This window comes from Stenotrophomonas sp. Ker107b, from assembly GCF_053847245.1.
Window position 1 is genome coordinate 779,538 of record NZ_JBSPHX010000001.1, and the last position, 26,712, is coordinate 806,249.

Consider the following 26,712-nt stretch of genomic DNA (forward strand, 5'->3'; position numbering starts at 1 on the left):
AACCCCGTCCCAGTGGCGGGGTTTTTTCATGGGCGACGGCTAGCGAATATTTAACGTACGCCGCCGGATAATTTGCGAATGAAACTATGGTCCATCCGCGGTAACTCCCAGAAACTCGACGGCGGCGCGATGTTCGGCAATGCGCCGCGCGCGGTCTGGGAAAAATGGGCGGCACCGGACGATCTCAACCGGATCGAACTGGCGTGTCGTGCATTGCTTGCCAGCCCGCTGGCCGGCAAGACGGTGCTGTTCGAAACCGGTATCGGCGCGTTCTTCGAGCCGAAACTGCGGGACCGTTATGGCGTGCAGGAACCCAGCCACGTGCTGATCGAATCCCTGCGCGAGGCGGGGTTCGAGCACGAAGACATCGACGTGGTGGTGCTGAGCCACCTGCACTTCGATCATGCCGGCGGCCTGCTGGCACCGTGGAGCGAAGGGCGCTCGCCGGAACTGTTGTTCCCGAATGCAACCTTCCTGGTCGGTGCCGAACACTGGGCGCGTGCGCTGCATCCGCACCCGCGCGACCGGGCCAGTTTCATTCCGGAGCTTCCCGGCCTGCTGGAGGCGAGTGGGCGGCTGGAAATCGTCGACGGCCCGTACTCGACCACCCTGGGTGACAGTGTGCGTTTCAGCTTCAGCGACGGGCATACCCCGGGCCTGATGCTGGCCGAGATCATCGGGCCGGAAACAGTAGACGGCCAGACGCGGGGTGGCGTGGTGTTCTGCGCGGACCTGATCCCGGGCCGGTCGTGGGTGCATGTGCCGATCACCATGGGTTACGACCGCAATGCCGAACTGCTGATCGACGAGAAGCGCAGCTTTCTGGAAGACAAACTGGCCCGCAACGTCCATCTGTTTTTCACCCACGACCCGCAGTGCGCGCTGGCGCAGGTGTCACGCGATGAAAAGGGCCGCTTCGGCACCGTGCACGAACAGGGCGAACTGAAGGCCCGCGCGCTGGCGTAACGCCAGGCTTGGCCCGGCCGCGCACCGCCCGGCACTGCCGCCTGCGCAACCGCACCGGTAGGCGCCGACCGTTGGTCGGCACGGCACCCACGGTGTCCCTCTCTACCGGGCATGAAGCCGGTGCGACGCCCGGGCATGGCCAGGCCATGTGAAGCACCGACGGCCGTTGAGGGCCGCCGGTCGCAATGTCGGAATCAACCGACCACGCGGGTCCCGAAAATCCGGTCGCCGGCGTCGCCCAGGCCCGGCAGGATGTAGCCCTTCTCATTGAGCTGGGCATCGATGGCCGCAGTGAAGATCTCCACATCCGGGTGCACAGCCTGCACGGCCGCGATGCCTTCCGGTGCGGCGACCAGGAAGATGCCCTTGATCCGGCGTGCGCCAGCGCGCTTGAGCATGTCGATGGTGGCGATCAGGGTGCCACCGGTGGCCAGCATCGGGTCCAGGATCAGCGCATCGCGCTCTTCCAGGCGGCCGGTCAGGCGCTCGAAGTAGGGCACCGGCTGCAGGGTTTCCTCATCGCGCTGCAGGCCGACCACGCTGACGCGCGCGGCGGGGATCAGCGAGAGCACGCCACTGAGCATGCCCAGGCCGGCGCGCAGGATCGGCACCACGGTGATCTTGGCGCCGGCGATGCGCTGCACCGTCGCCGGGCCTGCCCAGCCGGCCATGGTGTGGGCCTCTGTCTCCAGATCGGCGGTGGCCTCGTAGGCCAGCAGCCCACCGAGCTCGTTGGCCAACTCGCGGAAGTCCTTGGTGCTCAGGGACGCATCGCGCATCAGGCCGATCTTGTGCTGCACCAGCGGATGGCGCACTTCGACGATTTTCATGGGGGGAATGACTGGCAAACGAGAGGCCGATAGTGTGCCGCAACACCCCACCGAAGCCAAAAGCCGACGCCGCACCGACCGTTCGATGTCCCCGGTGTCATCCCCATGCAACCTCCCGGACATACCGTGCTGACCCATTCTTTACACAGATTGGGGAAGGCAGTGCAGAAGAAGCGTCCGTTGGGCCTGGCGATCAGCCTTTCGTTGCTGGCGGTGATCACCCCGTCGGCCCATGCTGCCGATACGCCCGATGGCGGCACGGTGGCCGGCAGCGCCGCTGCCAGTGCCGCCGCCATCGATCTGGACCGGGTCGAAGTCCGCCCGCAGCTGGAGTCGCAGACCCGCGCGGTCGACCTCAAGCGCAGCAGCGATGCGATTGAAGATGCGGTGTCCTCCGATGCCATGGGCGTCTACCCGGACCAGAACGTGGCCGAGTCGCTGCAGCGCCTGCCGGGCGTCAGCGTTACCCGTGACCAGGGCGAGGGGCGCTTCGTGGTCATCCGTGGCCTGGATGCCAATCTCAACAGCGTCAGCGTCGATGGCATCGCGATTGGTACCCCGGAAGACTCCAGCCGCGCGGCCCCGCTGGACGTGATTCCCTCCGACTCGACCGAGCGCCTGCGCGTGGTCAAGTCGCCCACCCCGGACATGCCAGGCGACGCCATCGGCGGTGCGATCCTGGTCGAGTCCGCCTCGGCGTTCGACCGCGAAGGCCGCAACCTGCGCGGCAAGATCGAAGCCAGCCATCAGCAGCTCTCCGGCAACACCAGCCCGAAGGCCGCGATCAACTACAGCGAAGTCTTCGCCGATACCTTCGGCGTGGCGCTGGGGGTGAACTACCAGAACCGCAAGTTCGAATCGGACAACACCGAAGTGGAGTACGGCGAGTTCGACGGCGGCGCCGAGGACGACCTCTTCGCCAACAGCCTGCAGCAGCGCAAGTACGAGATCGAGCGCAAGCGCATCGGTGCGAACCTCAATCTGGATTGGCACCCGGATGACGACAGCCGCTACTACCTGCGCACGCTGTACAGCCAGTTCGATGATGCCGAGACCCGCCAGCGCACGATCTTCAATTTCGGCGATGGCGACGTCACCGCGCTGGGCAGCAATCAGTACCGTGTCGATGACCTGCCGGCCGATGCCATCCAGAAGCGCATGCGCTACCGCACCAAGAAGGAAAACACCTTCACCACCAGCGCCGGCGGCGAGAACCGCCTGACCAATGCGGTGGTCGATTACAAGGTCGGTTACACGCGTACCGAAGAGCGCGTCAACGATGAGATGGAGGCGCGCTTCGAGTACAACGGCGACGACCTCGGCGCCCGCGTCGATCAGAACAGTGGCATCCCGCGCTACAGCCTGACCAGCGCGGAGTGGATGGATAACGGCAACTACGATTTCGATCGCTTCGTGGTCTCGCCCAAGCAGGTCAACGACAGCGAACGCAGTGCGCAGATCAACGTGCGCTTCGATGGCGATTCCTCCAGCATCAAGTTTGGCCTGCTCGGCCGCTGGCGCGACCGCGACGTCAATGTCGATGAGCGCGAACTGCGCGTCGGCCCGGACGTGGCGTTGTCCGACTGGACCACCTCCACCCCCGATCACCGCGGCGGCAGCCTCGGCCAGGGCATGAGCTCGGATGCCATGCGCCGCTACTGGGCGCAGTCTGGTGGTCAGTACAGCGCCCGCCCCCAGGATGCCGGCGGCAATGCGCTGACCTCGCTGGAAGAGGACTACACCGCCAGCGAAGACATCTTCGCCAGCTATGCGATGGGCACCTGGGATGTCGGCGCGCTGCGCATCATCGGCGGTGTCCGCGTGGAGAACACCCAGTTCAGCGCCACCGGCAACAGCGTCGAGGTGGCCGGTAACGGCCGCAGCTTCACGGTAACCCCGTTGAGCGTGAGCCGCAGCTACACCAACGTGCTGCCCGGCTTGCACCTGCGTTACGACGCGGGGGATGACTGGGTGCTGCGTGCGGCCGCCAACAAGACCGTCTCGCGCCCGTCGTTCGGCGATGTGGCGCCGCGGGTCGGCTTGAGCCGGGGTGACGAGGAAGTCCGGATCGGCAATCCGCAGCTGGATCCGTATGAATCCAGGAACATCGACCTGTCGCTCGAAAAGTACATCGGCAGCACCGGCATCGTCTCGCTGGGCGTGTTCCACAAGTCGATCGACGGCTACATCGTCAACACGGTGAGCAACAACGATCCGGCGTATCCGGACTTCGAGGTCACCCGGGTGATCAACGGCAACAAGGCCACGGTCAAGGGCGCCGAGTTCAACTGGCAGCAGCAGCTCGCCTTCCTGCCGGCCGGCTGGGATGGCCTGCTGGTGGGTGCCAGCGGTACCTGGCTGGATACCGATTTCGACCCCGGTGTGGCAGGCCGCGAGCGCGACGACTTCATGCTGCCGCGTGCCTCCAAGCACGTGTACAGCGCGCACATCGGCTATGAAAAGGCCGGCTTCAGCACCCGCGTGGCCGCGGTCTACCGCAGCGAGTACCTGGATTCACTCGGCGACAGCCGCGCTTATGACATCTATGTGGCGCCCAACACCCAGCTCGATTTCAGCATGGACTACAAGATCACCTCGAACGTCAGCGTCTACGTCGAAGCGCAGAACCTGCTCGACAAGCCGCTGGAGCTGTACCAGGGCGTGCGTTCGCGCACCCTGCAGAACGAAGAATATGGTCGCACCTACGCCCTCGGCCTGAAGGTGGCCCTGTGATGCGCGCGTCCCATGGTCTGAGCCTGCTCGCACTGGCGTTGCTGACTGCCTGCAGGCCGGCAGCCGCGCCCAACGCAGCGGCGCCGGCCCCGGTGGTCGCACAGACCGGCACCGACGCCTCCACGGCACGTAATGTGGCCACCGTCGCCGAAGCGTTCCTCACTCCGATGACCCCGGACGACAACATCGACTCGCCGGCCAGCTGGACCACGCCCGACGGCCAGGTCTGGCTGATCGCCACCGCCAAGGCCACCGACAAGCTGGTGGTCTACGACGGGCAGACCGGGGCGAAGCTGCGTGACGTCGGCAGCCTCGGCACCGCCCCGGGTCAGTTCGATCGCCCCAACGGCATCGTCGTGGTCGATGACCTGGTGCTGATCGTGGAGCGCGACAACCACCGCGTGCAGGTCCTGCAGCTGCCGGACTTCACCCCGCTGGGTGTGTTCGCCGCCGATGACCTCCGCAAACCGTACGGGCTGTGGGTGAACAAGCAGGGCAACGGCTACGACGTGTACGTCACCGATTCCTACGATGCGGGCGAAGATGCGCAGGGCAACGACGTGCTGCCGCCGCTGGCTGAGCTGGACAAGCGCGTGCGCCGTTACGCGCTTACCGTGCAGGGCGGCAAGGCGCAGGCTACGTTGACGGCCAGTTTCGGTGACACCACCGAGGCCGGCGCGCTGCGGGTGGTCGAATCGATCTGGGGCGACCCGGCCAACGACCGCCTGCTGATCGCTGAAGAAGACGAAACGTACGCCAGCGAGTTCAAGGTCTATACGCTGGAAGGCCGCTTCAGCGGCACCACGTTCGGCCGCGATGCCTTCCAGGCCCAGGCCGAAGGCGTGATGCTGCGCACCTGTGGCAAGGACGGCTGGTGGATCACCACCGAGCAGGGCAAGCAGCGCAGCGTGTTCCATCTGTTCGACCGGCACAGCCTGAAGCATGTCGGTGCATTCCAGGGCAATACGGTGGCCAACACCGACGGCATCTGGTCGACGCAGGCACCGTCCGCGCGCTTCCCGCATGGCGCGCTCTACGCCGTGCACGATGACCAGGGCGTGGTGGCGTTCGACTGGGCGAGCATCGCCAAGCAGTTGTCGCTGCCGCTGGAGTGTGGCGCGTGAGCCGCGTTCCTGCCGCCCTGACCGCGCTGACGATGGCGCTGCTGCTGTGCAGTGGCAGCGCCTGGGCAAAGAAGGACGCCGAGACGGGTGCCGAGCCCAACACCCAGGTGCCGGCCGGCAGCCGTCACTACGCGGGGACCGGCTTCCCGGATCGCCTGGTCGCTTCGCCGGCGCAGGACGCTGCCCGCGGCTTCTCGGTTGCGTGGCGGACCGACACCTCGGTCAAGGCGCCGGTGCTGGAATGGGTACTGGCCGGTGATTCGCCGGATGTGGGGACGCCCACCCGCATCACCGCCACCACGCAGGCGCTGACCACCGAACTGGGCGCGTCCCATCATCATCGTGCCGACATCACCGGCCTGCAGCCGGACACGCTGTACCTGTGGCGCGTGCAGGGTCAGAACACCTGGAGTGCCTGGAACCAGCTGCGCACCGCCGGCCGTGCCGACCAGCCGCTCACGCTGTTGTACTTCGGTGACACCCAGAACAAGAACCTCAGCCATGTTTCGCGCGTCATGCGGGCCGGCATCAAGGCCGCCCCGGATGCACGCCTGAGCCTGTTCGCCGGTGACCTGGTCAGCGGTGGCGACGGGCAGGACGACAGCGAGTGGGGCGAGTGGTTCGCCGCCGCCGGCTGGCTGCCGCAGGAAACCGCAGTCGCCCCGGCAATCGGCAACCATGAGTACTTCGAGGAGTTCGAAGACACGCCGCAGGAGCGCCGCGTGCTCGGCCGTCACTGGCCGGTGACGTTCGCGTTGCCTCGTAATGGTGTGGACGCCGCGGATACCAGCACCTACTGGTTCGACTACCAGGGCGTGCGCATCGCCGTGCTCGACGGCACCTCCGCGCTCGATCTCGGCACCGCCAAGGCGCAGGCCGCCTGGCTGGACACGGTGCTGGCCGATAATCCGCACCCGTGGAGCATCGTGCTGCTGCACCAGCCGTTCTACTCCCCGCGCGAAGGCCGCGAGAACACCGAACTGCGCGATGTGCTGCTGCCCGTGGTGCGTCGCCACCAGGTCGATCTGGTCCTGCAGGGGCATGACCATACCTATGGCCGCCGTGGCGAAGGGCAGGGTGCGACGCCGCAGTTTGTGGTGACCGTCGCCGGGCCGAAGCAGTACCGGCTTTCGGATGAAGCCCGTGCCACCATGGCACCGGTGGGTGAGGACACGCAGCTGTTCCAGGTGTTGAAGATCGATCCGAGCCACCTGCGTTACGAGGCGCGCACCGTCACCGGCCGCCTGTACGACGGCTTCGAGTTGACACGCGGCACCGATGGCCGCAAACAGAAAGCCGAACTGACGCAGGGACGCATCGCCCCCCGTGACTGCACGCGCGCCCAGACCCTGAAGGGCCGCGCCGACCGTTGCTGGGAATGACCGACCGGCCGGGCCGCTGCGGCGCGCCCGGCCTTCTGTGGAGATCGAGATGATCCATCGCCGTTCCATTGCGCGGGCCGCCTTGGCCACCTCGCTGCTGCTGCTCGCCGGTGCCAGCGTGGCCGGCAATGCAGTCCTGCACCCCTTCCTCGCCGCGCAGCCGAAGAACGCGCCGGACGAAGTGCATCTGGCCGTGGAGATCCCGGCCGGCAGCTTCACCAAGTACGAGATCAAGGACGACGGTCTGGTCCATGTGGACCGCTTCCAGTCGATGCCGGTGGCATACCCGACAAACTACGGCTCGATGCCGCGCACCCTGGCCGGCGACAACGATCCGCTGGACGCACTGGTGTTGACCCGCGAGCCACTGCATCCCGGCGTGATCGTGCGGTTCCGTCCGATCGGCTACCTGAAGATGGTCGATGACGGCGAGCAGGATGAAAAGGTCATCGGTGTACCGACCGACAAGATCGACCCGACCTACGCCAACATCCGCGATCTGGACGACCTGCCGCTGATCGAACGGCAGCGCATCGAAGCCTTCTTCCGGGTTTACAAAGACCTGCCGGCCGGCCGCAATCCGGTCCAGCTCAACGGCTGGGGCAATGCCGCCGAGGCCAAGGCGCTGATCCGTGCGTCCATGCAACGCTTCGATGCGCAGCAGCGGCGCGCGAAGGGCGATTGATCAGCCACGTGCGATGCCGGGCGATCACGCCCGGCCCGCAGTCGCCTTCTGCAGCCGCCGCAGGAACACGGCCATCTCCTTGACTGCCTGCTTGTCGCCGTTGGCCCCGGCGACCGTACTGCCTTGGTGCCACGCCTGTGCCGCCGCGTCGATGTCGCCGGCCGCCAGATGCGCTTTGCCCAACCATTTCCAGCCCGCCGAGTAGCCCGGATCCTGCGCCACACAGCGCTGCAGGTGGATGACTGCCTCCGCGGTGTCGCCCGCGTCGAGCAGGGCCTTGCCCAGGCCGAAGCGGAGCAGGGCGCTGTCGCGACCACGCTCGAGCAGACGTTGCAGTGCGGGGATATCCATCGATGTCTCTACTGTGCAGTACCGGCGCCCATCAACGCCCGCCGGCGGCCTGGTAACGGCGTGCCACTTCGGCCCAGTCGATCAGCTCGAAGAAGGCGGCGATGTAGTCCGGGCGGCGGTTCTGGTAGTTCAGGTAGTACGCGTGTTCCCACACATCCAGCCCGAGGATCGGGGTGCCGCCCGAGAGGCCCGCGAACTCGCCCATCAACGGGCTGTCCTGGTTCGGGCTGCTTTCCACCTGCAGTGTGCCGTCCCGGTTCAACGTCAACCACGCCCAGCCACTGCCGAAGCGGGTCTGCGCGGCCTTGGTGAAGGCCTCCTTGAACGCGGCGTAGCCGCCGAGATCGCGCTCGATCGCCTGAGCCACCGTGCCTTCCGGCGTGCTCCCGTTGGCGGTCAGCACCGTCCAGAACAGGCTGTGATTGGCATGCCCGCCGCCGTTGTTGCGGACGGCGTTGCGCACCCCCTCGGGCAGAGAGCCGATATCGGCGATCAGTGCATCGATATCCGTGCTCTGGATCCCGGCATCGGCGAGCGCGGCATTGAGGTTGGTGATGTAGGTCTGGTGGTGCTTGGCATGATGGATTTCCATCGTGCGTGCATCGAAGTGCGGTTCGAGCGCGTCGTAAGCGTAGGGCAGGGCGGGGAGGGTGTAGGCCATGTGCATCTCCAGAGGGGAAGCGGGAGGGAGGACGCCACGATAGGACCTCAAGCGTGATTGAGGTCAAGCGCGGCGATGTGGAACAGTACGGGCCATTCCGCGCGATCGCTGCCTGTCCTTCACCTGCACTGGCTATCATTGCCTCAAGAATCTTCCGGGGTAGTCTCGTGTCGGTAGCGCTGGTGTGGTTTCGCCGTGACCTGCGGTTGCAGGACAACCCGGCCCTGCAGGCCGCTCTGGATGCCGGCCATGTGCCGGTGCCGGTCTACATCCATGCGCCACACGAAGAAGGCGACTGGGCGCCCGGTGGCGCGTCGAACACCTGGTTGCACCGCTCGTTGGCCGCGCTCGACACGGACCTCCGTGCGCGCGGCTCGTCGCTGGTGCTGCGCCAGGGCGACAGCCAGGCACAGCTGCAGCAGCTGATCGAGCAGACCGGTGCAGTCGCGGTGTACTGGAACCGCAAGTACGAGCCGGCCACGCAGCCCCGCGACGCGAAGATCAAGCGGGAACTGCGCGAGCAGGGTATCGAGGCCGAAAGCCACAACGGCAGCCTGATGTTCGAACCGTGGGATGTGGCGACCCAGCAGGGCGGGCCGTACAAGGTGTTCACTCCATTCTGGCGCAATGCGCTGACCCGTCTGCAGTTGCCGGCTCCGACCCGATTGCCGGATCGGCTGCCCGCGCACAGCGCCAGCGGCGAGAGCCTCGACACGCTCGGCCTGGCACCGTCGATTCCGTGGGATCGACAGTTCTGGGACCATTGGCAACCGGGCGAGGCGGGCGCGCACGAGGCGCTGACCGTCTTCATCGATGGGGCGCTCAACGGCTATCGCGAGCAGCGTGATCTACCGGACCGGGTCGGCACCTCGCTGCTGTCGCCGCACCTGCATTTTGGCGAGATCACCCCGTGGCAGATCGCGCGCCGGCTGCAGGGCGAGCGCAGTGCCAGCCGCGATGCCGATATCGATGGCTACATCCGCGAGCTGGGCTGGCGCGAGTTCTCCTACCACCTGCTGCATCACTTCCCGCAGACCCCGGACCACAATCTCAACCCACGCTTCGATCAGTTCCAGTGGGCCACACCGGACCCGGCGGCATTGCAGGCGTGGCAGCAGGGCCGCACCGGCATCCCGATCGTCGATGCCGGCCTGCGCGAGCTGTGGGCCACCGGCTACATGCACAACCGCGTGCGCATGATCGTCGCCAGCTACCTGTGCAAGCACATGCGCCAGCATTGGCGCGAAGGTGCGCGCTGGTTCTGGGACACGCTGGTCGATGCAGACCTGGCCAACAACACCATGGGCTGGCAGTGGGTTGCCGGCACCGGTGCGGACGCGGCGCCGTACTTCCGGATTTTCAACCCGGTCACGCAGTCGCAGAAGTTCGACCCGCAGGCGCGCTACATCACCCGCTGGGTGCCGGAACTGGAAGCGCTTCCGTTGAAGGCCCGCTTCGCACCGTGGCAATCGCCGCAGCTGCTGGCCGAGCTCGCGCCGGGCTACCCGGCATTGCCACTGGTGGATCTGAGCGAGGGTCGGGATGCCGCGTTGGCAGCGTATCGGCATACCGGCGGGGCGTGACCGGCGTCCCGGAAAGGTCGCTTTCGCCGTAACCGTTTACCTGAACAGGGAGCTGCCGGGCGTGCCATTCATCATGCCGGCATCGCGTTGGGCTGTTTATGCTCTTCACGGCCCGCACGCCGGCGCCGTCCGGTAACCAAGGAGAAACCTCATGATTCGACCCGCAACCCGCAACGTGGCCCTGGCCCTGATGACTGCTGCCGCCCTGACGGCCTGCGCCACCGGTGGCTCCTACGTGCAGAGTGACCAGTACGGCAACCCCGTTGAACAGCAGAACCGCACCGGCCGCAACGCGTTGATCGGCACCGCGGTCGGCGTCGCCGCCGGCCTGCTCAGCGGCAACAGCGCCACCGAGCGCCGCCAGCACGCCATGATCGGTGCCGGTATCGGCGCACTCAGCGGTGCGGCCGTGGGCCAGTACCAGGACCGTCAGGAACGCGCGCTGCGCGAACGTACCGCCAACACCGGTATCGACGTCTCCCGTAATGGCGACAACCTGGTCCTGAACCTGCCGGACGGCATCACCTTCGATTTCGGCAAGTCCACGCTGAAGCCGCAGTTCTACGGTTCGCTCAACGGCGTGGCCAGCACGCTGGCCGAGTACAACCAGACCATCATCGAAGTGGTCGGCCACACCGACAGCATCGGCAGCGACGCGGTCAACAACCGCCTGTCCAAGGAACGCGCCGACTCCGTCGCCGCCTACCTGGCCGGCCAAGGTGTGCAGCGCGCCCGCATTGAGACCCTGGGTGCCGGCAAGGCCTACCCGATTGCCGACAACAACACCGATGCCGGCCGCGCGCAGAACCGCCGCGTCGAGATCCGTGTGATTCCGTTGCAGCAGTAACAGCGCGCCAGCGCGCTGTTACTGCGTGTTGCGAGCCGCAGGTCTGCAACACAAAAATGCCGCCCTTACAGGCGGCATTTTTTGTAGGTACCGGACGTTTTCTGGTACGCCCGGAACAACGCCGTCCGCTCGCACACCCACACGACCGCACCGCCCAAACGACCGCACCGCCGAAACGACAACGCCGCCCAAGGGCGGCGTTGTCGTTCATACGGCACTGCGCTGATGAAGCATCGCCAGCATCACCCCGCCGTCACCGTCTCCAGAATCCGCTTCCCGGCCGCCTGCAGCTCCGTTTCCACCTGGGTCTGCTGCTGCTTGGCCAGCTTCGCGGCCGGGCACTGGGCCAGCATGTAGTTGGCGTCGAAGTTCATCTTCTCGACCAGGAAATCAACGAAGGCGCGCACCTTCGGCGAGACCAGCCTGCCGCCGGCGAACACGGCGTTGAAGTCCACTTCCGGCCCGGTCCAGCCGGCCAGTACACGGCGCACCATGCCCGATTCGACGAACGGCTTGGCCATCACGTCACCGGTCAACAGCAACCCTTCGCCGCACACCAGTGCACCGTTCAACGCGGACGGATCATTGGCCACCAGCAGCGGATTCACCGGGAAATCGAGCAGCTCGCCCCCATTCTCACCCAACTGCCAGAAGAAGCGGTTGTTGTTGAGGTTGCGCGCCTTGCGCATCGCCAGGATGCGGTGGAACTGCAGCTCATCCGGATGCAGCGGCTCGCCGTAGCGTTCGATGTAGGCCGGGCTGGCGAATACCTGCGTGCGCAGGCTGCCCAGCTTGCGCGCCACCAGGTTGGAGTCGGGCAGGGTGCCCACGCGCAGCGCCAGATCCGCTTCACCGGCAATCAGGTCGAGCTTCTCGTTGCCCAGGTGCATGTCCAGCTGGATTTCGGGGTACTGCGCATGGAACTGGCCGAGCAGCGGCGCGATCCAGGTGATGCCGATCGAGTAGGGCACGGTGAAGCGCAGCCAGCCACGCGGGCCGGACTGCAGCTGGTTGACCGCGCCTTCGGCTTCTTCCAGTTCGCGCGCGATGCGCTGGCAGTGCTCGTGATACACCGAGCCCGCTTCGGTAAGCCCGAGGCGGCGGGTGGTCCGGTGCAGCAGGCGTGCGCCAAGACGCGTTTCCAGTTCCTGCACTTTGCGGCTGACCGTCGTCTTGGGCAGCCCCAGTGCAGTGGCGGCGGCAATGAAGCTGCCTTGCTCGACCACTTTGACGAAGATCAGCGTGTCGTTGAGATCGTGGGCCATGACGGGATCCAAGGTCGGGGGAGGAGAGAGTGCCGCAAATGATTGTGCCGGGCACGGGATGATTATTCCCCTAAATCCGGACTAATCAAGGGGGAGTTTGAGGACTAATCTGGCGCCATTCCAGATATGAAGGACGACAACCATGTGGTTGCGAAACATTCTTGGCCGCCTGCGTAGCGGCCCAAACGCCCCGCTGGACCTGGCGCTGACCGTGGAACCCCGCTTGGAATCCCTGTCCCGCAAGGCTTTCCGGGAATTCACGCCGCCTGCCAACATGCAGCGTGGTGGCAGCATTCGCCTTGGCGCCCGCGGCGGTGACCGACTGGGGCGAATTGGGATTATCCCGGCGACGGGAGTGAAAGTCCCATGAATGGGACATTGGCCCCCGAGGTGCTGGTGCTCGGTGGCACCGGCAGCGTGGGCCAGGGCATCGTGGCTGCGCTGCTGGAGGCCGGAAGCCCCGTGCTGGTGGTCGGCCGCGATCCCGCACGGCTGACCGCGCTGCAGGAGCAGTTCGCCGATGAGCCGGGGCTGGAAGTGCTGCTCGGCTCGTTGGGCGATGACGGCTCGGCGCGCACCGTGGCCCAGCGCCTGGCCGGGCGTCGGCGCACGCTGGCGGCTGTGGTCGATGCGATGGGCGGCCCGTACAACCGCGGCCGCGTGACCGACCGCAGCGGCGATGCGCTGCTGCAGGCGCTGCAGGCCGATGTGATGCCACATGTGCACGCCGGTCGGCATCTGCTGCCGCTGCTGCGCGGTGGCGCGCAGACCCGCCGCTATGTGCTCGTCGGCGGTCCGGCCGGGTTCAAGCCGTGGGCCGGGCACGGTGAGTCCTCCATCACCATGTCGGCCACGCGCATGTACGCGCAGGTGCTTCACCAGGAAGCCCAGGCGCTGGGCGTGCGCGCGCAGATGCTGGAAGTGTCCGACCCGGTCTGCACTCCCGCCAATGCAGCCAAAGCCTGCATCGAATGGCCGAGCGCGCTGCTGGTCGGCCGTCGCGTGGTTTCCCTGCTCGACAACTGCGCCGACAACCGCGCCATCGTCCGCTGCGACGCGCGCGATGCCGAACTGCCGCGCGGACTGCTGCATCTGGATTGGCCTCCCTCGCTGTCGCGCAACACCGCCGGCACCGCTTGACCTTCACCTAGGTTCAGGTCCCAGGCTACGCCCCCACGTCGCCCCGTCTCTTCGATTTCCCTGTATCACCACCCCTACGTACGGATGCATGTCATGACTTCTTCCTCTTCCACCCCGCACCGTTTCACCCGACGGCTGGCCTTGGCCGGCGTGTCGATTCTTGCCGCCGCGGTGCTGACCGCCTGCAGCGGCAGCCATGCTGAAGAAGCCGGCATGCCGCCGCCGCCCTCGGTCAGTGCCGCCCCGGTGCTGGTCAAGCAGGTCAGCCAGTGGGACGATTTCAGTGGCCGCGTTGAAGCGGTCGAAAGCGTTGAACTGCGCCCGCGTGTCTCCGGCTACATCGACAAGGTCAACTATGTCGAAGGCCAGGAGGTCAAGAAGGGCGATGTGCTGTTCACCATCGATGCCCGCAGCTACCGCGCCGAGCTGGACCGCGCCACTGCCGAGCTCAACCGCGCCCGCACCCAGGCCCAGGTGAGCCGCAGCGAAGCCGACCGTGCCCGCCGCCTGTCCGACCAGCAGGCCATCTCCACCGAGACCTGGGAACAGCGCCGTGCCGTGTCCGAGCAGGCCCTGGCGCAGGTGCAGGCTGCTCAGGCCGCCGTCGATGCAGCGCGCTTGAACATGGAGTTCACCCAGGTGCGCGCACCCATCAACGGCCGCGCCGGCCGCGCGATGGTGACCGCCGGCAACCTGGTCACCGCCGGCGACAGCGCCAGCGTGCTGACCACGCTGGTTTCGCTGGACAAGGTGCATGTGTACTTCGATGCCGATGAAGGCACCTTCCTGCGCTACGCCCAGATGGCGCGCAAGGGTGAACGCCCGAGCGAGCGCGACAGCGAACTGCCGGTGAAGGTCGGCCTGTCCGGTGAAGAGGGCTTCCCGCACGAAGGCAAGGTCGACTTCCTGGACAACCAGGTGACCCGCAGCACCGGCACCATCCGGGTCCGCGCGCTGCTGGACAATGCCGACCGTGCCTTCACCCCGGGCCTGTTCGCCCGCGTGCAGCTGCTCGGCAGCGGCCAGTTCCAGGCCATGCTGATCGATGACAAGGCCGTGCTGACCGACCAGGACCGCAAGTTCGTCTACGTGGTCGACAAGGACAACAAGGCACAGCGCCGCGATATCCAACTCGGCCGTACGGCCGACGGCCTGCGGATCGTCGAGCAGGGCCTGAAGGCCGGTGACCGCGTGATCATCGACGGCGTGCAGAAAGTCTTCATGCCCGGCATGCCGGTCCAGGCCAAGGCGGTTGCGATGCAGCCGGCTGGCGCACCGGTAGCCGCGCCGGCTGTTGCAAAGAATTGAAGGGCAGCCGACTGACCGTCGGTTCTACATAGCAGCCGACCAACGGTCGGCTCTACCGTGACTGCCATCGCCCCGTGCAGGGGAACCCGCCACCGCTGTCGCCTGCGACAGCGGCCGGGGTCGTGCACGCCGGCGCTGGTGAAACCCCAGGAATCCACCCATGGACTTTTCCCGTTTTTTCATTGACAGGCCGATCTTCGCGGCGGTGCTGTCGATCGTGATCTTCGCCGCCGGCCTGATCGCGATTCCGATGCTGCCGATCAGCGAATACCCCGAAGTGGTGCCGCCCTCGGTGGTGGTGCGCACGGTGTACCCGGGCGCCAACCCCAAGGTGATTGCTGAAACCGTGGCCACGCCACTGGAAGAAGCGATCAACGGCGTGGAGGACATGATGTACATCAAGTCCGTCGCCGGCTCCGACGGCGTGCTGCAGATGACCGTGACCTTCCGCCCCGGCACCGACCCGGATGAAGCCGCGGTCAAGGTGCAGAACCGTGTGGCCCAGGCGCAGGCGCGCCTGCCTGAAGACGTGCGCCGCCAGGGTGTGTCCACCCAGAAGCAGTCGCCGACCTTCCTGATGGTGGTCCACCTGACCTCGCCGGACGGCAAGTACGACTCGCTGTACCTGCGCAACTACGCGCGCCTGCACGTCAAGGATTCGCTGGCACGCCTGCAGGGCGTCGGCGATGCGCAGATGTTCGGCGGCGGTGATTACGCGATGCGTGCGTGGCTGGACCCGGACAAGATCGCCGCCCGTGGCCTGACCGCCAGCGATGTGGTGCGTGCGATGCGCGAACAGAACGTGCAGGTCTCGGCCGGCCAGCTCGGCGCCGAACCGATGCCCAGCAGCGACTTCCTGACCCTGATCAACGCCCAGGGTCGCCTGCGCAGCGAGCAGGAGTTCCGCGACATCGTGCTCAAGGCCGGTGACGACGGTGAAGTGGTGCGCCTGTCCGATGTCGCCCGCCTGGAACTGGGCGCCGGTGACTACACGCTGCGCTCGCAGCTGGACGGCAAGAACGCGGTCGGCATCGGTATCTTCCAGGCCCCGGGTGCCAACGCGCTGGAGATCCGTGACTCGGTGATCCATACGATGGACGAGCTGACCAAGCAGTTCCCGGCCGGCGTGAAGTACGAAGCGGTGTATGACACCACCATCTTCGTGCGTGACTCGGTCAAGGCGGTGGTCTCCACGCTGCTGGAAGCGATCGCGCTGGTGGTGCTGGTGGTCATCCTGTTCCTGCAGACCTGGCGCGCCTCGATCATTCCGTTGATCGCCGTGCCGGTGTCCATCGTGGGTACGTTCGCGGCGCTGTACGTGCTGGGCTTCTCGATCAACACCTTGACCCTGTTCGGGCTGGTGCTGGCGATCGGCATCGTGGTCGATGACGCGATCGTGGTAGTGGAGAACGTCGAGCGCAACATCGAAGAAGGCCTGACCCCTCTGGCCGCGGCGCACCAGGCGATGCGAGAAGTGTCCGGGCCGATCGTGGCGATCGCGCTGGTGCTGTGCGCGGTGTTCGTGCCGATGGCGTTCCTGTCGGGCGTGACCGGTGCGTTCTACAAGCAGTTCGCCGTCACCATCGCGATCTCGACCGTGATCTCGGCGATCAACTCGCTGACCCTGTCGCCGGCGCTGGCCGCACGCCTGCTCAAGCCGCACGGTGCACCGAAGGATGGCCTGACCCGTCTGATCGATCGTCTGTTCGGCTGGATCTTCCGTCCGTTCAACCGCTTCTTCAAGACCAGCTCGGAGAAGTACCACGGTTCGGTCGGCCGCCTGCTGGGCCGCCGTGGCCTGGTATTCGTGGTCTACGCGGGCCTGCTGCTGGCCACCGGTCTGATGTTCAAGGCGGTGCCGGCCGGCTTCATCCCGACCCAGGACAAGCTGTACCTGATCGCCGGTGTGAAGCTGCCGGAAGGCTCCTCGATCGCACGGACCGACGCCATGCTGGCCAAGGTCGCCGAGATCGCGCGCAACACCGATGGCGTGGCGCACACGATCCAGTTCCCGGGTCTGAACGCGCTGCAGTTCACCAATACGCCCAACACCGGTGTGGCGTTTGTTCCGCTCAAGCCGTTCAGTGAGCGCAAGGGCCGCACCGCCGCGCAGATCAATGCCGAGATCAACGCCAAGATCGCCGGGCTGCAGGAGGGCTTCGCGTTCTCCATGATGCCGCCGCCGATCCTCGGTCTGGGCAACGGCAACGGCTATCAGATGTTCATCCAGGACCGTGGCAACCTCGGTTACGGCGCACTGCAGACCGCGGTGAGCACGATGCAGGGTGCCGTCGCGCAGACCCCGGGCATGGCGTTCCCGATCACCAGTTACCAGGCCAACGTGCCGCAGCTGGATGCCGAAGTGGACCGCGTCAAGGCCAAGGCCCAGGGGGTGGAACTGACCGAGTTGTTCGACACCCTGCAGACCTACCTGGGCTCGTCGTACGTAAATGACTTCAACCAGTTCGGTCGTACCTGGCAGGTGATTGCCCAGGCCGACGGCCAGTTCCGTGACAGCGTGGAAGACATCGGTCGCCTGCGTACCCGCAACAACCGTGGCGAGATGGTGCCGATCGGCTCGATGGTCACCGTGAAGGAAACCTACGGTCCGGATCCGGTGCTGCGCTTCAACGGTTACCCGGCGGCCGATCTGGCCGGCGAAGCCGATCCGCGCATGCTGTCCTCGGCCGAGGCCATGGCCAAGCTGACCGAGATTGCCGGGCAGGTGCTGCCGGTGGGCATGCAGACCGAGTGGACCGACCTGAGCTACCAGCAGGCCACCCAGGGCAAGGCCGCCTTCATCGTGTTCCCGGTAGCGATCCTGCTGGCGTTCCTGGTGCTGGCTGCGCTGTATGAAAGCTGGTCGCTGCCGCTGGCGGTGATCCTGATTGTCCCCATGACCCTGCTGTCTGCGTTGTTCGGCGTATGGATGACGGGCGGTGACAACAACGTGTTCGTGCAGGTCGGCCTGGTGGTGCTGATGGGCCTGGCATGCAAGAACGCCATCCTGATCGTCGAGTTCGCCCGAGAACTGGAAATGGGCGGCAAGGGCATCGTGGAGGCTGCACTGGAAGCGTGCCGCCTGCGTCTGCGCCCGATCGTGATGACCTCCATCGCGTTCATCGCCGGCACCATTCCGCTGGTGATCTCGCATGGCGCCGGTGCGGAAGTCCGCTCGGTGACCGGTATCACGGTGTTCGCCGGCATGTTGGGCGTCACCCTGTTCGGCCTGTTCCTGACCCCGGTGTTCTACGTGGCCCTGCGCAAGTTCGTCAGCCGTAATGGCGGCGGGCAGCTGGTGACCCACGGCGAACCGACCATCCACCACTGATTCCTTCCCCCGCGAGGTTTTTCCTATGAATACCGCTACCCAAAAGATCGCCCTGGTCACCGGCGCCACCCGCGGCATCGGCCTGGAAACCGTCCGTCAGCTGGCCCAGGCCGGCGTGCATACGCTGCTGGCCGGGCGCAAGCGCGACGTCGCCGTGGCCGAGGCGCTGAAGCTGCAGGCCGAGGGCCTGCCGGTGGAAGCGATCCAGCTCGACGTCGGTGATGCCGCCAGCATCGCCGCCGCCGTGCAGACCGTGACCGAGCGTCACGGCCGTCTGGACATCCTGGTCAACAACGCCGGCATCCTGCTCGACGACATCAAGCTGGCCCCCTCGGCGCAGACCCTGCAGACCTGGCGCGATACCTTCGACACCAACGTGTTCGCGGTGATCGCTGTCACCCAGGCGTTCCTGCCGCTGCTCAACGCCTCGTCGGCCGGTCGCATCGTCAACGTGTCCAGCATCCTGGGTTCGCTGACCCTGCACAGCCAACCGGGCTCGCCGATCTACGGCTTCGCGGTGCCGGCCTACAACGCCTCCAAGAGCGCGGTGAACGCTTGGACCGTGCAGCTGGCCTATGAGCTGCGCGAGAGCACCACCAAGGTCAACACCGTGCATCCGGGCTACGTCAAAACCGACATGAACGGTGGCGAGGGTGAGATCGAGATCAGCGACGGCGCGCGTTCCAGCGTCGGTATGGCACTGATCGATGCCGATGGCCCGAACGGCAGCTTCACCTACCTCGGCGAGGTGCTGCCATGGTGATCCGCCTGTTGACCGTGGCCGTGACCAGCGCGCTGCTGGCCGGCTGCGTCAGCGTCGGCCCCAACTACCAGGCGCCGCCGGCCGAGCCGGTGACCCTGCAGGGCGCCGCCGCGCCGGTGTTCACCACCACCTCGCCGGTGGCGAGCTGGTGGGCCCAGTTCGACGACCCGGTGCTGGAGCAGCTGGTACATGAAGCACTGGGCACCAACCTGGACCTGCGCATCGCGATGTCGCGCGTGCGTGAGGCCCGCGCGGTGTTTGTCGAGCAGCGCCTGGACCAGTTGCCCCACGTGACCAGCGGCGGCAGCTACGACCGTCGCAAGCAGCCCGATGCAACGGTGGGTGGCGAGCGTGTCTTCAGCGAAAGTTATCAGCTCGGCTTCGATGCCGGCTGGGAACTGGATCTGTTCGGCCGCCAGCGCCGTGCCGCCGAAGCAGCGCGCGCGGACCTGGGCGCCGAGCAGGACAACCTCGCCGATGCACAGGTCACCGTCGCTGCCGAAGTGGCCCGCAACTACTTCGAACTGCGTGGTACCCAGAAGCGCATCGCGGTGGCAAAACGCACGCTGGTCAACCTGCGCGACACCCAGAAGCTCACCGAAACCCGGTGGGAACTGGGCGCCGGCAGCGAGCTGGATGTGCAGAGCAGCCGCGCGCGTCTGAAGGCGATCGAGGCCGACATCCCGCTGCTGGAAGTGGCCGAAGTGCAGTCGCGTCATCGCTTGGCGGTGCTGCTGGGCCAGCGCCCGGATGCACTGGACAGCCTGCTGCAGCCGCGCGAGATGCGGCCGTACGCCAAGGCGTTGCCGCTCGGTGACACCACCGATCTGCTGCGTCAGCGCGCCGATGTGCGCGTGGCCGAGCGTCGGCTGGCTGCGGCGACCGCGCGCGTTGGCGTGGCCACGGCTGACCTGTTCCCGCGGATCAGCCTGAGCGGCTTTGTCGGCTTCCTCTCCGGCGATGCCAGCGGGCTGGTCAACGGCAGCAACAAAGCCTGGTCGGTGACCCCGTCGATCAGCTGGGCCGCGTTCGATTTCGGCACGGTGAAGGCACGTCTGCGCGCGAGCAAGGCGCAGGCTGACGGCGCTGCGGCCGAGTACGAAAAGGCCGTGCTGCTGGCACTGGAAGACACCGAGAACGCGCTGACGCGTTACGCCAAGCAGCAGGCCCGCCTGGCGATTGTCGCCGAGCAGGCCCAGGCGGCAGGCCGCGCCGAGGAGCTGGCGCAGATCCGCTTCCGCGAGGGCTCGGAAGACTTCCTGACCCTGTTGGATGCACAGCGCACGCAGCTGGCCGCAAATGATGCGCTCGCCGAGGCCGAATCCACGGTCAACGTCAGCGTGGTCGGTGTCTACAAGGCCTTGGGTGGTTGGGGCCAGCAGCAGGATGCGGCCAACGCCCCGGTGGCGGTCACGCAACGCTGACCGCCGCGTGGGTCTCGGGGCGGCGAGGGCGCCGTCCCGGGGAAGGAATGAGCAACAGCCGTCACTTCCGCTGCGCAGTGCGTCGCGGTTGACGGCTTTGCCTCTGCACGGTTTCTGCGCACGGTGCTAAAAGCGTGGGTCGTTTTCTGGAGTGGCCCGCATGCAACCCAATCCGTGGCGTCCTGTCCGCCTGCATCTGCACGACCCGGGACCTGCATCCGGCGCGGGACTTTCCCGTGGCGTGATCGCGCTGTTGGTGGTGGCGATCGTTGCGGTGGTCATGGGATTCTGTTGCCTGACCGAAGGGTTGTTCGAGATCGGCCTGATCGCCACCGGTGTGTTCATCGCCATCGGCGCGCGGATCTGCCAGGCACGTGAGCAGCATCAGGCCCTGTATCGGCTGCTGCAGCAGATCGATGAGCGGCAGACATGATGCGGTGATGGACGCGCATGGCCGCCGGGCGGCCATGCTGAAGCCGATGGACGGTGCTGTGACCGCCCATCGCGCGTTTCCTTACTTGCCCGTCGTCGTGCCCGCGGGGAACCGGAGTTCCGCCTGCACCGGGTAATGATCCGACGGCAATACGCCACCGGGCTTCTGGTCCAGCGTGCTGAAGCTGTCCACGCTGAAGCCGCGCACCAGGATCCAGTCCAGCTCTACCGTGGGCTTGCCGGTGAAATCATGGAAGGTCAGGCGCGGGCCATCGACCTTCGCAGCGAGTTTGCGAGCATCGCCCAACGCGGCGGTAAAGGCTGTGTAGGTGTCGCTGCCCGGCTCGCTATTGAAATCGCCCGTGACGACCACCGGGATGTCCTTGGGCAGTGCAGCCAGACGGGAGACGATCAGCTTGGCACCGAGCACGCGGCGTGGCTCATCCTCATCGCGGTAGGGCAGGTGGGTGTTGAACAGATAGAAACGCTGGCCGTCGGCCTGACGCTGGAACAGCGCCCAGGTCACCATGCGCGGGAACAGGTTGCCCCAGGTGATGCTGCCCGGCACGTCCGGTGTATCGGAGAGCCAGAAGTCGCCTGACTCGATCACCTTCAGGCGCGTGTTGTCGTACAGCACGCCCATGTGTTCATCGCCACTGCCGCCGCGCCGGTCCCTGCCGAACAGGGTATAGCCGGGCAGGTGCGAGACCAGATAGTCGCCCTGTTTTTTGACCAGTTCCTGGGTGCCGATGACCTCGGGCTTCTGCTCGCGGATCAGCGTGACCATCGCATCGCGGCGGTCTTCCCAGCGCTTGCCCGGATCGGTGTCGGCCGGTGTGCGGACGTTGAAGGACATCACCTTCAACGCAGCCGGTGCCTGCGCCCAGGCGGTACCCAGCGGGGCCGCGAGCATCATCAGGGCCAGCAGCGCGGGCCGATGGAAACGAGACAGCATGTGGAATCCCTCCATTCCATGAAAACGTTCCCAAAGGGTCGCATGGAAGGGCGGGGGAAGGATATGCGGGACATGGCGGTTGGTCGGGGGAACAGGCCGGGTCCGGCGTCATGAAGTGTGCGCCTGTACGCTTGTACACGGCGCTGCTGTTCGCTTGAATGGTGCCATGCCTCGCTGGAGAACGCTGTGACCCCGTCGCCTGTTGCCTTGCCCTCCATTGGTCTGCCCGGCGTCTCCCTGCGCTGGTTACGGCCCGAAGACGCCCATGCGTGGTATGCGGTGTTGCGCTTGCCTGAGGTGACCGCCCAGACCAGCTGGTCGCTGTCCTCGGCCGAGGATCTGATGCCGATCCTGGAGGCCTGCGGCGACGATGCATCCGCATCTCAGGTCCGCTTAGGCATCCTTGACGCCCAGGGTGTGCTGGCAGGCAGCATCGGTTTCCACAGTATCAATGCTCAGCATGGAACGGCCGAGATAGCTTACGAGCTTGCGCCGCAGTACTGGCGACGCGGTATCGCCAGTGCCGTGTGCAACGAAGTGGTAGCGTGGGCGTGGAGGCAGTTCGGCTGGCATCGGATCCAGGCTTCGGTACTGGATACCAATGTCGCCTCGGCGGGTGTACTTCGCCGCTGTGGCTTCGAGCATGAGGGGCGGCTTCGCCGGTACCGTCTGGTCGCGGGCGTGTCGCGCGATTTCGACCTCTATTCGTGTCTTCCGGAGGCGCCCACCGACGCACTCAATTCGACAGCAGGATCACGCCGATCGTCATGTTGATCGCAGCGCCGAGTACCAGTACCCACAGGGTCGAGAGGATCGTGTTGAGCCACGAGCGCTGCAGCGCGACCTTCAGCCACCCGGCCTGGACCACCGCATACCACAGCGCGGCGAGCACACCGACCGCGATGCCCAGCGTGGTCGACAGCTGGCCCGGCAGCCGCACGAACACCATGCTGGTGGACAGGGCCACCGCGAACGGTGCGGTCAGGTAGCACTGCATGAAAAACGGGCGGCGCAGCGACTCGCGGGTCATCGGCACGTGCTTGCGCCGCAACAGGTGCGTGGTGGTCACCAGCGGCCAGATCGCGAACGTGATCGAGCGGTACAGCAGCAGGCTCTCTTCATTGCCGAAGATCGAGCGCGACAGCGCCCCGGTGCCGACCACCTGCTGGTGCAGCATCAGCTCCACCCCGTGCGCGACCAGCACCGCCAGCATCAGGAACATGGGCGGGCTGATCGCATCGTCGAACTGGCGGTCCAGTTTTTCCTTCAGCTCGGTATCCACGTACTGGGCCATCCGCCGTGGATACACGATCACGCGGTACAGCGTGCGTGGGAAAAACAGGAACCAGGTGCACAGCTCGTAGAGGAACTCTTCCAGCGACCGCAGCAGTTTGAGGAAATCCATCCCGGGGTCCTTGCGAGGGGGAAGCCAGCACCGCCGAGGATACCCGGGAGAGGGCTCAGCGGATCGCAACCGTCAGGCTGTGCGGTGCCTTTTCGTTGCGACGCGCCTGGGCACGCATCTGGTAGACCTGCACGACATAGGTGCCGGTGGTCGGCAGGGTGCCGCTCCAGCGTCGCTTCTCGTCGTTGCTGCCCAGTGCCTCACCCTGGCCGGGCGTCACGCCGGGGGCAAACACATTGAAGTTGGCGTTGGGACTGCCGTCGATCGTCACCGCCATGGTCTGGCCGGCCCGTGCGGCGATCGTGTACCGAACGGTGTCATAGCCGGACAACGTGCCGCGCAGGGTGGCGCTGCTGGCGCCCTTGGTGAAGTGCACGGGCGTGGTGGTGACCTTGTCCGCTGCGGTGGCCAGGATCGGCGTCAGGGCGAGCAGGGTGGTCAGCAGCAGCGAGCGGAGCGGCGTCATGGCATGTCCTTGGTGGTCCCCGACAGGGGCGTTTCGTATTGAGCATGAGCGCGACCCGATCAAGGAATTGTCGAGGCTGCGCGGTTCACCGCCGACGGGTCAAGCGCGTGTGACTGAACGTCTTCCAACACTGGCCCGGCTGACCGGCTACCATGCCCGCATGAGCATCCCCGTACCAGATAGCAGCGTGCCGCGCCTGCTGGGTTTTGACGTCCCGACATTGCAGACCATTGTCGATCACGGCGCGGACGAGGCCATTGTGGCCATGCTCGATGTTGTTCCCGATGCCCACTGGTTGAAGCTGTTCGACGAACGGGTGGCCGCGCTGAAGGGCGAACTCGGGCTGGCCGGTGTCGAACTCGACGGCACCTCGATTCTGTTCTTCGGCTCCATCTCGGACAGCCGCCGCCTGGCGACCGCCGTGTCGGCCCTGATCAATGCCATCAACATGGAAGTGGCCGGCCACACCGATCCGTTCCAGCCGACGGCGCCGTAGCCCCTCACGAATCGATACGGCACGCGCGCAGCAGCGCGCTGTCACTCATGCCCGCATCTGCCGTGCGATACGGAGCCGGGCAGGAGCCGCGGATCTCGGTCACCCACATCACCATCATGCCGACGATGCGATGGGCCTCGGCAGGCCATTGCGCGATCAGTCGATCGTGGATCGCGTCATACACCGCCCAGCGCTTAGCGGCTGACATCCCGCCTGCCCAGCACTGCGCCAACTCGGCCTGCGCCAGCCGAAAAGCCTCTTTCTGTCCGTCCATAGCGTTCCCCGAACACAGTCCATACCGGACAGGCGCCCGCCTGCCCGGGTGAGCCCCCTGCAATGAGGTAAACGCAGTTGGGGCGGCGCAGCGGCCAGCGCGCAGTGCGCACACGGTGCGTCGCCGCAGGCTGAACGCGTCGGCGGTACACGGGCCAAACAAAACAGGACGTCCTGTATAGTTACGATTCCGTTGCCCCTCCTGACGCCCCATGACCCCGACCAAGACCCAGCGCTGGAGCCTGCTGCTCACCGTAGCCGCCGGCCTGTTGCTGATCACCCTCGACAACTCGGTGCTCTACACCGCCTTGCCCACGCTGACCAAGGAACTGGGCGCGACCCCGCTGCAGGGTCTGTGGATCATCAACGCTTATCCCCTGGTGATGGCTGGCCTGCTGCTGGGTGCCGGTACGCTGGGCGATCGCCTGGGGCACCGCCGCATGTTCCTGATCGGCCTGGCGATCTTCGGTATCGCCTCGCTGCTGGCCGCGTTCGCGCCGGATGCCAATCTGCTGATCGCCGCCCGCGCGCTGTTGGCCGTGGGCGCGGCGGCGATGATGCCCGCCACCTTGGCGCTCATCAGCCTGACCTTCGAAGACGAGCGCGAGCGCAATCTGGCGATCGCGGTGTGGGGCTGTATCTCCATCATCGGCAGCGCCATCGGCCCGATCGTTGGCGGCGTGCTGCTGGCCCACTTCTGGTGGGGCGCGGTGTTCCTGATCAATGTGCCGATCGTGCTGCTGGCCATGGTCGGGGCGGTGCTGTTCGCGCCGCACGGCACGCCCGATGCAGGCAAGCCCTGGGATCTGATCTCCTCGCTGCTCAGCCTGGTCGCCTTGTCCGGGCTGGTGGTGGCGATCAAGGAGGTCGCGCACGCGCCGCCGAACGGGCCACTGGCCGGTGGGGCCGCGCTGATCTTTGTTGTCGGCCTGGTGCTGTTCCTGCGCCGCCAGCGTCGTCTGCCATACCCCATGCTCGACGTGGCCATCTTCCGTAACGCGCCGTTCCTGGCCGGCGTGCTCTCGGCCGCGTTCGCGATGTTTGCCATTGCCGGCCTGCAGCTGCTGACCACCCAGCGCTTCCAGCTGGTCGCCGACTACACCCCCTTGCAGGCTGGCCTGCTGGTGTCCGTGGTGGCGATCGGGTGCCTGCCCAGCGCCATTTTCGGCGGCATGTTCCTGCACCGCGTCGGGCTGTTGCCGCTGATCACCGGTGGGCTGGGCGTGGGCACCGCCGGTGTGGTGCTGGTCGCGGCCACCTTTGGCGGCCACCTCGGCTGGACCCTCGCCGGGCTGCTGCTGACCGGGCTGGGCATGGGCGCCACCATCTCCGTGGCTTCCACCGCGATCATCGGCAACGTGCCCCCGCACCGCGCTGGCATGGCCTCCTCGGTGGAGGAGGTGTCCTATGAGTTCGGCAGCCTGTTCGCGGTGTCCCTGCTGGGCAGCCTGATCGCCGCGCTGTACTCGGCCACCGTGACGCTGCCGGACGGCGTGGACGCCGGTGCGGGCCAGAGCATCCAGCAGGCGCTTGCACTGGCCGCACAACCTGGCGGCGACGCCGGGTGGCTGTCAGCGGCCAGCACCGCGTACGACGCCAGCTACGTTTGGGTACTGTATGTGATTGCCGGGGTGCTGCTGGTCGGCACCGTCACCACCGGCGTACTGCTGCGCCGCCATGGCCCCGGCACGGCCACCACCGTCTCCCACGCCCACTGAGCCCATGCGCCCGAGCAACCGAACCAACATCCTGGATGCCGCCGTCCGCGTGATCGAACGCGACGGCATCACCGCGCTCACTTTCGAAGCGGTCGCCACCGAATCCGGCATCGCCCGGGGCGGGTTGCTGTACCACTTCCCCTCGCGCGATGCGCTGCTGCAGGGCATCCACCAGCACCTGGCCGGCGTGTGGGAGGCGAGCATGATCGATGCGGCCGGCAAACCGGGCGAGGCCGCGGCTGCGACTGAACGCTACCAGGCCTACGCACTCACCTGTGCCCAGACCGCGAGCCGGGCCGAGCTGCAGCTGATGTTCGATGCAGCCGCCACCGACGAGAACATGCAGCCCTGGACCACGGTGGTGGAGCGTTGGTCGCCGCCCACGCCGAAGGACCTGAGCGACCCGGCCGCGCTGGACCTGTTCATCGCCAAGCTCGCCGCCGACGGCATGTGGGTGTTCGAAGCGCTATCGCGCTCGCGGCTGGCGCCGGAGGTGCGGCAGGCCATCGCCGACCGGCTGGCGCAGACGATCGCGGCCGCCTCAAAGACAGCGTGATGCCTGCCATGCGGGTAC

The 26,712-nt window shown here is 66.4% G+C and carries 25 protein-coding genes; 17 read left to right on the forward strand and 8 right to left on the reverse strand.

Translation table 11 applies throughout. The features are described from left to right. Positions 1-78: 78 nt before the first annotated feature. Positions 79-966 (forward strand): MBL fold metallo-hydrolase, encoded by an 888-nt coding sequence (locus ACWV8V_RS03760; protein WP_259260356.1) that lies wholly within the window; start codon positions 79-81, stop codon positions 964-966. 194 nt (positions 967-1,160) lie between these two features. On the opposite strand, the gene upp is transcribed toward ACWV8V_RS03760, so the two are convergent. Next, a complete protein-coding gene (gene upp, locus ACWV8V_RS03765; protein ID WP_455898965.1) occupies positions 1,161-1,796 on the reverse strand; it encodes a uracil phosphoribosyltransferase in 636 nt (211 codons plus the stop codon). A 162-nt stretch (positions 1,797-1,958) separates the two neighbouring features. Between upp and ACWV8V_RS03770 the strand changes: the two genes are divergently transcribed. The 4 genes from ACWV8V_RS03770 to ACWV8V_RS03785 are packed head-to-tail and all read left to right on the forward strand — an operon-like array spanning position 1,959 to position 7,720. Further along, complete coding sequence (locus ACWV8V_RS03770) at positions 1,959-4,529, forward strand: TonB-dependent receptor (protein WP_455898966.1); 2,571 nt, start codon at positions 1,959-1,961, stop codon at positions 4,527-4,529. Continuing rightward, positions 4,529-5,653, forward strand: coding sequence for a phytase (locus ACWV8V_RS03775; RefSeq protein WP_455898967.1), 1,125 nt, complete (start codon positions 4,529-4,531; stop codon positions 5,651-5,653). The genes ACWV8V_RS03770 and ACWV8V_RS03775 overlap by 1 nt, the downstream gene beginning before the upstream one ends. 32 nt (positions 5,654-5,685) lie before the next feature. Further along, positions 5,686-7,035, forward strand: a complete 1,350-nt coding sequence (locus ACWV8V_RS03780; protein ID WP_455899602.1) for a metallophosphoesterase — start codon at positions 5,686-5,688, stop codon at positions 7,033-7,035. 49 nt (positions 7,036-7,084) lie between these two features. Continuing rightward, positions 7,085-7,720 (forward strand): inorganic diphosphatase, encoded by a 636-nt coding sequence (locus tag ACWV8V_RS03785; protein ID WP_455898968.1) that lies wholly within the window; start codon positions 7,085-7,087, stop codon positions 7,718-7,720. A gap of 24 nt (positions 7,721-7,744) precedes the next feature. Here the strand turns inward: ACWV8V_RS03785 and ACWV8V_RS03790 are convergent, their stop codons facing one another. Continuing rightward, positions 7,745-8,071, reverse strand: a complete 327-nt coding sequence (locus ACWV8V_RS03790; RefSeq protein ID WP_455898969.1) for a tetratricopeptide repeat protein — start codon at positions 8,069-8,071, stop codon at positions 7,745-7,747. Between the two features lie 31 nt (positions 8,072-8,102). Continuing rightward, positions 8,103-8,732: a superoxide dismutase gene (locus tag ACWV8V_RS03795; RefSeq protein ID WP_259260365.1), complete on the reverse strand. Its 630-nt coding sequence runs from the start codon at positions 8,730-8,732 to the stop codon at positions 8,103-8,105. Between the two features lie 167 nt (positions 8,733-8,899). On the opposite strand from ACWV8V_RS03795, the gene ACWV8V_RS03800 reads away from it, so the two are divergent. Together ACWV8V_RS03800 and ACWV8V_RS03805 are read left to right on the forward strand one after the other, a co-directional pair. Beyond that, on the forward strand, positions 8,900-10,315 hold the full coding sequence (locus ACWV8V_RS03800; RefSeq protein WP_259260366.1) for a cryptochrome/photolyase family protein: 1,416 nt from the start codon (positions 8,900-8,902) through the stop codon (positions 10,313-10,315). Positions 10,316-10,466: 151 nt separating this feature from the next. Then, positions 10,467-11,162, forward strand: coding sequence for an OmpA family protein (locus ACWV8V_RS03805; RefSeq protein WP_123728987.1), 696 nt, complete (start codon positions 10,467-10,469; stop codon positions 11,160-11,162). A gap of 242 nt (positions 11,163-11,404) precedes the next feature. Here the strand turns inward: ACWV8V_RS03805 and ACWV8V_RS03810 are convergent, their stop codons facing one another. Further along, positions 11,405-12,427 (reverse strand): LysR family transcriptional regulator, encoded by a 1,023-nt coding sequence (locus ACWV8V_RS03810; RefSeq protein WP_121041912.1) that lies wholly within the window; start codon positions 12,425-12,427, stop codon positions 11,405-11,407. 366 nt (positions 12,428-12,793) lie between these two features. Between ACWV8V_RS03810 and ACWV8V_RS03815 the strand changes: the two genes are divergently transcribed. From ACWV8V_RS03815 to ACWV8V_RS03840, 6 genes are all read left to right on the forward strand, one after another. Then, the gene (locus ACWV8V_RS03815; protein ID WP_123728989.1) at positions 12,794-13,567 is read left to right on the forward strand and encodes an SDR family NAD(P)-dependent oxidoreductase; all 774 of its coding nucleotides are present in this window, start codon (positions 12,794-12,796) and stop codon (positions 13,565-13,567) included. Positions 13,568-13,660: 93 nt separating this feature from the next. Further along, the gene (locus tag ACWV8V_RS03820; RefSeq protein WP_455898970.1) at positions 13,661-14,875 is read left to right on the forward strand and encodes an efflux RND transporter periplasmic adaptor subunit; all 1,215 of its coding nucleotides are present in this window, start codon (positions 13,661-13,663) and stop codon (positions 14,873-14,875) included. Between the two features lie 160 nt (positions 14,876-15,035). Beyond that, positions 15,036-18,206, forward strand: coding sequence for an efflux RND transporter permease subunit (locus tag ACWV8V_RS03825; RefSeq protein ID WP_123728991.1), 3,171 nt, complete (start codon positions 15,036-15,038; stop codon positions 18,204-18,206). Positions 18,207-18,231: 25 nt separating this feature from the next. Continuing rightward, the gene (locus tag ACWV8V_RS03830; RefSeq protein ID WP_455898971.1) at positions 18,232-18,969 is read left to right on the forward strand and encodes an SDR family oxidoreductase; all 738 of its coding nucleotides are present in this window, start codon (positions 18,232-18,234) and stop codon (positions 18,967-18,969) included. Continuing rightward, positions 18,963-20,393, forward strand: a complete 1,431-nt coding sequence (locus ACWV8V_RS03835; RefSeq protein WP_259260372.1) for an efflux transporter outer membrane subunit — start codon at positions 18,963-18,965, stop codon at positions 20,391-20,393. The genes ACWV8V_RS03830 and ACWV8V_RS03835 overlap by 7 nt, the downstream gene beginning before the upstream one ends. Before the next feature lie 160 nt (positions 20,394-20,553). Continuing rightward, a complete protein-coding gene (locus ACWV8V_RS03840) occupies positions 20,554-20,826 on the forward strand; it encodes a hypothetical protein (RefSeq protein WP_455898972.1) in 273 nt (90 codons plus the stop codon). Between the two features lie 81 nt (positions 20,827-20,907). Here the strand turns inward: ACWV8V_RS03840 and ACWV8V_RS03845 are convergent, their stop codons facing one another. Continuing rightward, the gene (locus ACWV8V_RS03845; RefSeq protein ID WP_455898973.1) at positions 20,908-21,780 is read right to left on the reverse strand and encodes an endonuclease/exonuclease/phosphatase family protein; all 873 of its coding nucleotides are present in this window, start codon (positions 21,778-21,780) and stop codon (positions 20,908-20,910) included. Positions 21,781-21,966: 186 nt separating this feature from the next. Between ACWV8V_RS03845 and ACWV8V_RS03850 the strand changes: the two genes are divergently transcribed. Beyond that, positions 21,967-22,554: a GNAT family N-acetyltransferase gene (locus tag ACWV8V_RS03850; protein ID WP_455898974.1), complete on the forward strand. Its 588-nt coding sequence runs from the start codon at positions 21,967-21,969 to the stop codon at positions 22,552-22,554. On the opposite strand, the gene ACWV8V_RS03855 is transcribed toward ACWV8V_RS03850, so the two are convergent. Together ACWV8V_RS03855 and ACWV8V_RS03860 are read right to left on the reverse strand one after the other, a co-directional pair. Continuing rightward, complete coding sequence (locus ACWV8V_RS03855; protein ID WP_455898975.1) at positions 22,517-23,185, reverse strand: hypothetical protein; 669 nt, start codon at positions 23,183-23,185, stop codon at positions 22,517-22,519. The genes ACWV8V_RS03850 and ACWV8V_RS03855 overlap by 38 nt on opposite strands. Positions 23,186-23,240: 55 nt before the next feature. After that, the gene (locus ACWV8V_RS03860; RefSeq protein WP_455898976.1) at positions 23,241-23,651 is read right to left on the reverse strand and encodes a g-type lysozyme inhibitor; all 411 of its coding nucleotides are present in this window, start codon (positions 23,649-23,651) and stop codon (positions 23,241-23,243) included. A 160-nt stretch (positions 23,652-23,811) separates the two neighbouring features. On the opposite strand from ACWV8V_RS03860, the gene ACWV8V_RS03865 reads away from it, so the two are divergent. Continuing rightward, positions 23,812-24,147 (forward strand): hypothetical protein, encoded by a 336-nt coding sequence (locus ACWV8V_RS03865; RefSeq protein WP_260232182.1) that lies wholly within the window; start codon positions 23,812-23,814, stop codon positions 24,145-24,147. 4 nt (positions 24,148-24,151) lie between these two features. Here the strand turns inward: ACWV8V_RS03865 and ACWV8V_RS03870 are convergent, their stop codons facing one another. Continuing rightward, positions 24,152-24,355: a hypothetical protein gene (locus ACWV8V_RS03870; protein WP_455898977.1), complete on the reverse strand. Its 204-nt coding sequence runs from the start codon at positions 24,353-24,355 to the stop codon at positions 24,152-24,154. 277 nt (positions 24,356-24,632) lie between these two features. Between ACWV8V_RS03870 and ACWV8V_RS03875 the strand changes: the two genes are divergently transcribed. Continuing rightward, positions 24,633-26,138: an MFS transporter gene (locus tag ACWV8V_RS03875; protein ID WP_455898978.1), complete on the forward strand. Its 1,506-nt coding sequence runs from the start codon at positions 24,633-24,635 to the stop codon at positions 26,136-26,138. A gap of 4 nt (positions 26,139-26,142) precedes the next feature. Further along, positions 26,143-26,694, forward strand: coding sequence for a TetR/AcrR family transcriptional regulator (locus ACWV8V_RS03880; RefSeq protein WP_455898979.1), 552 nt, complete (start codon positions 26,143-26,145; stop codon positions 26,692-26,694). Positions 26,695-26,712 lie beyond the last annotated feature (18 nt).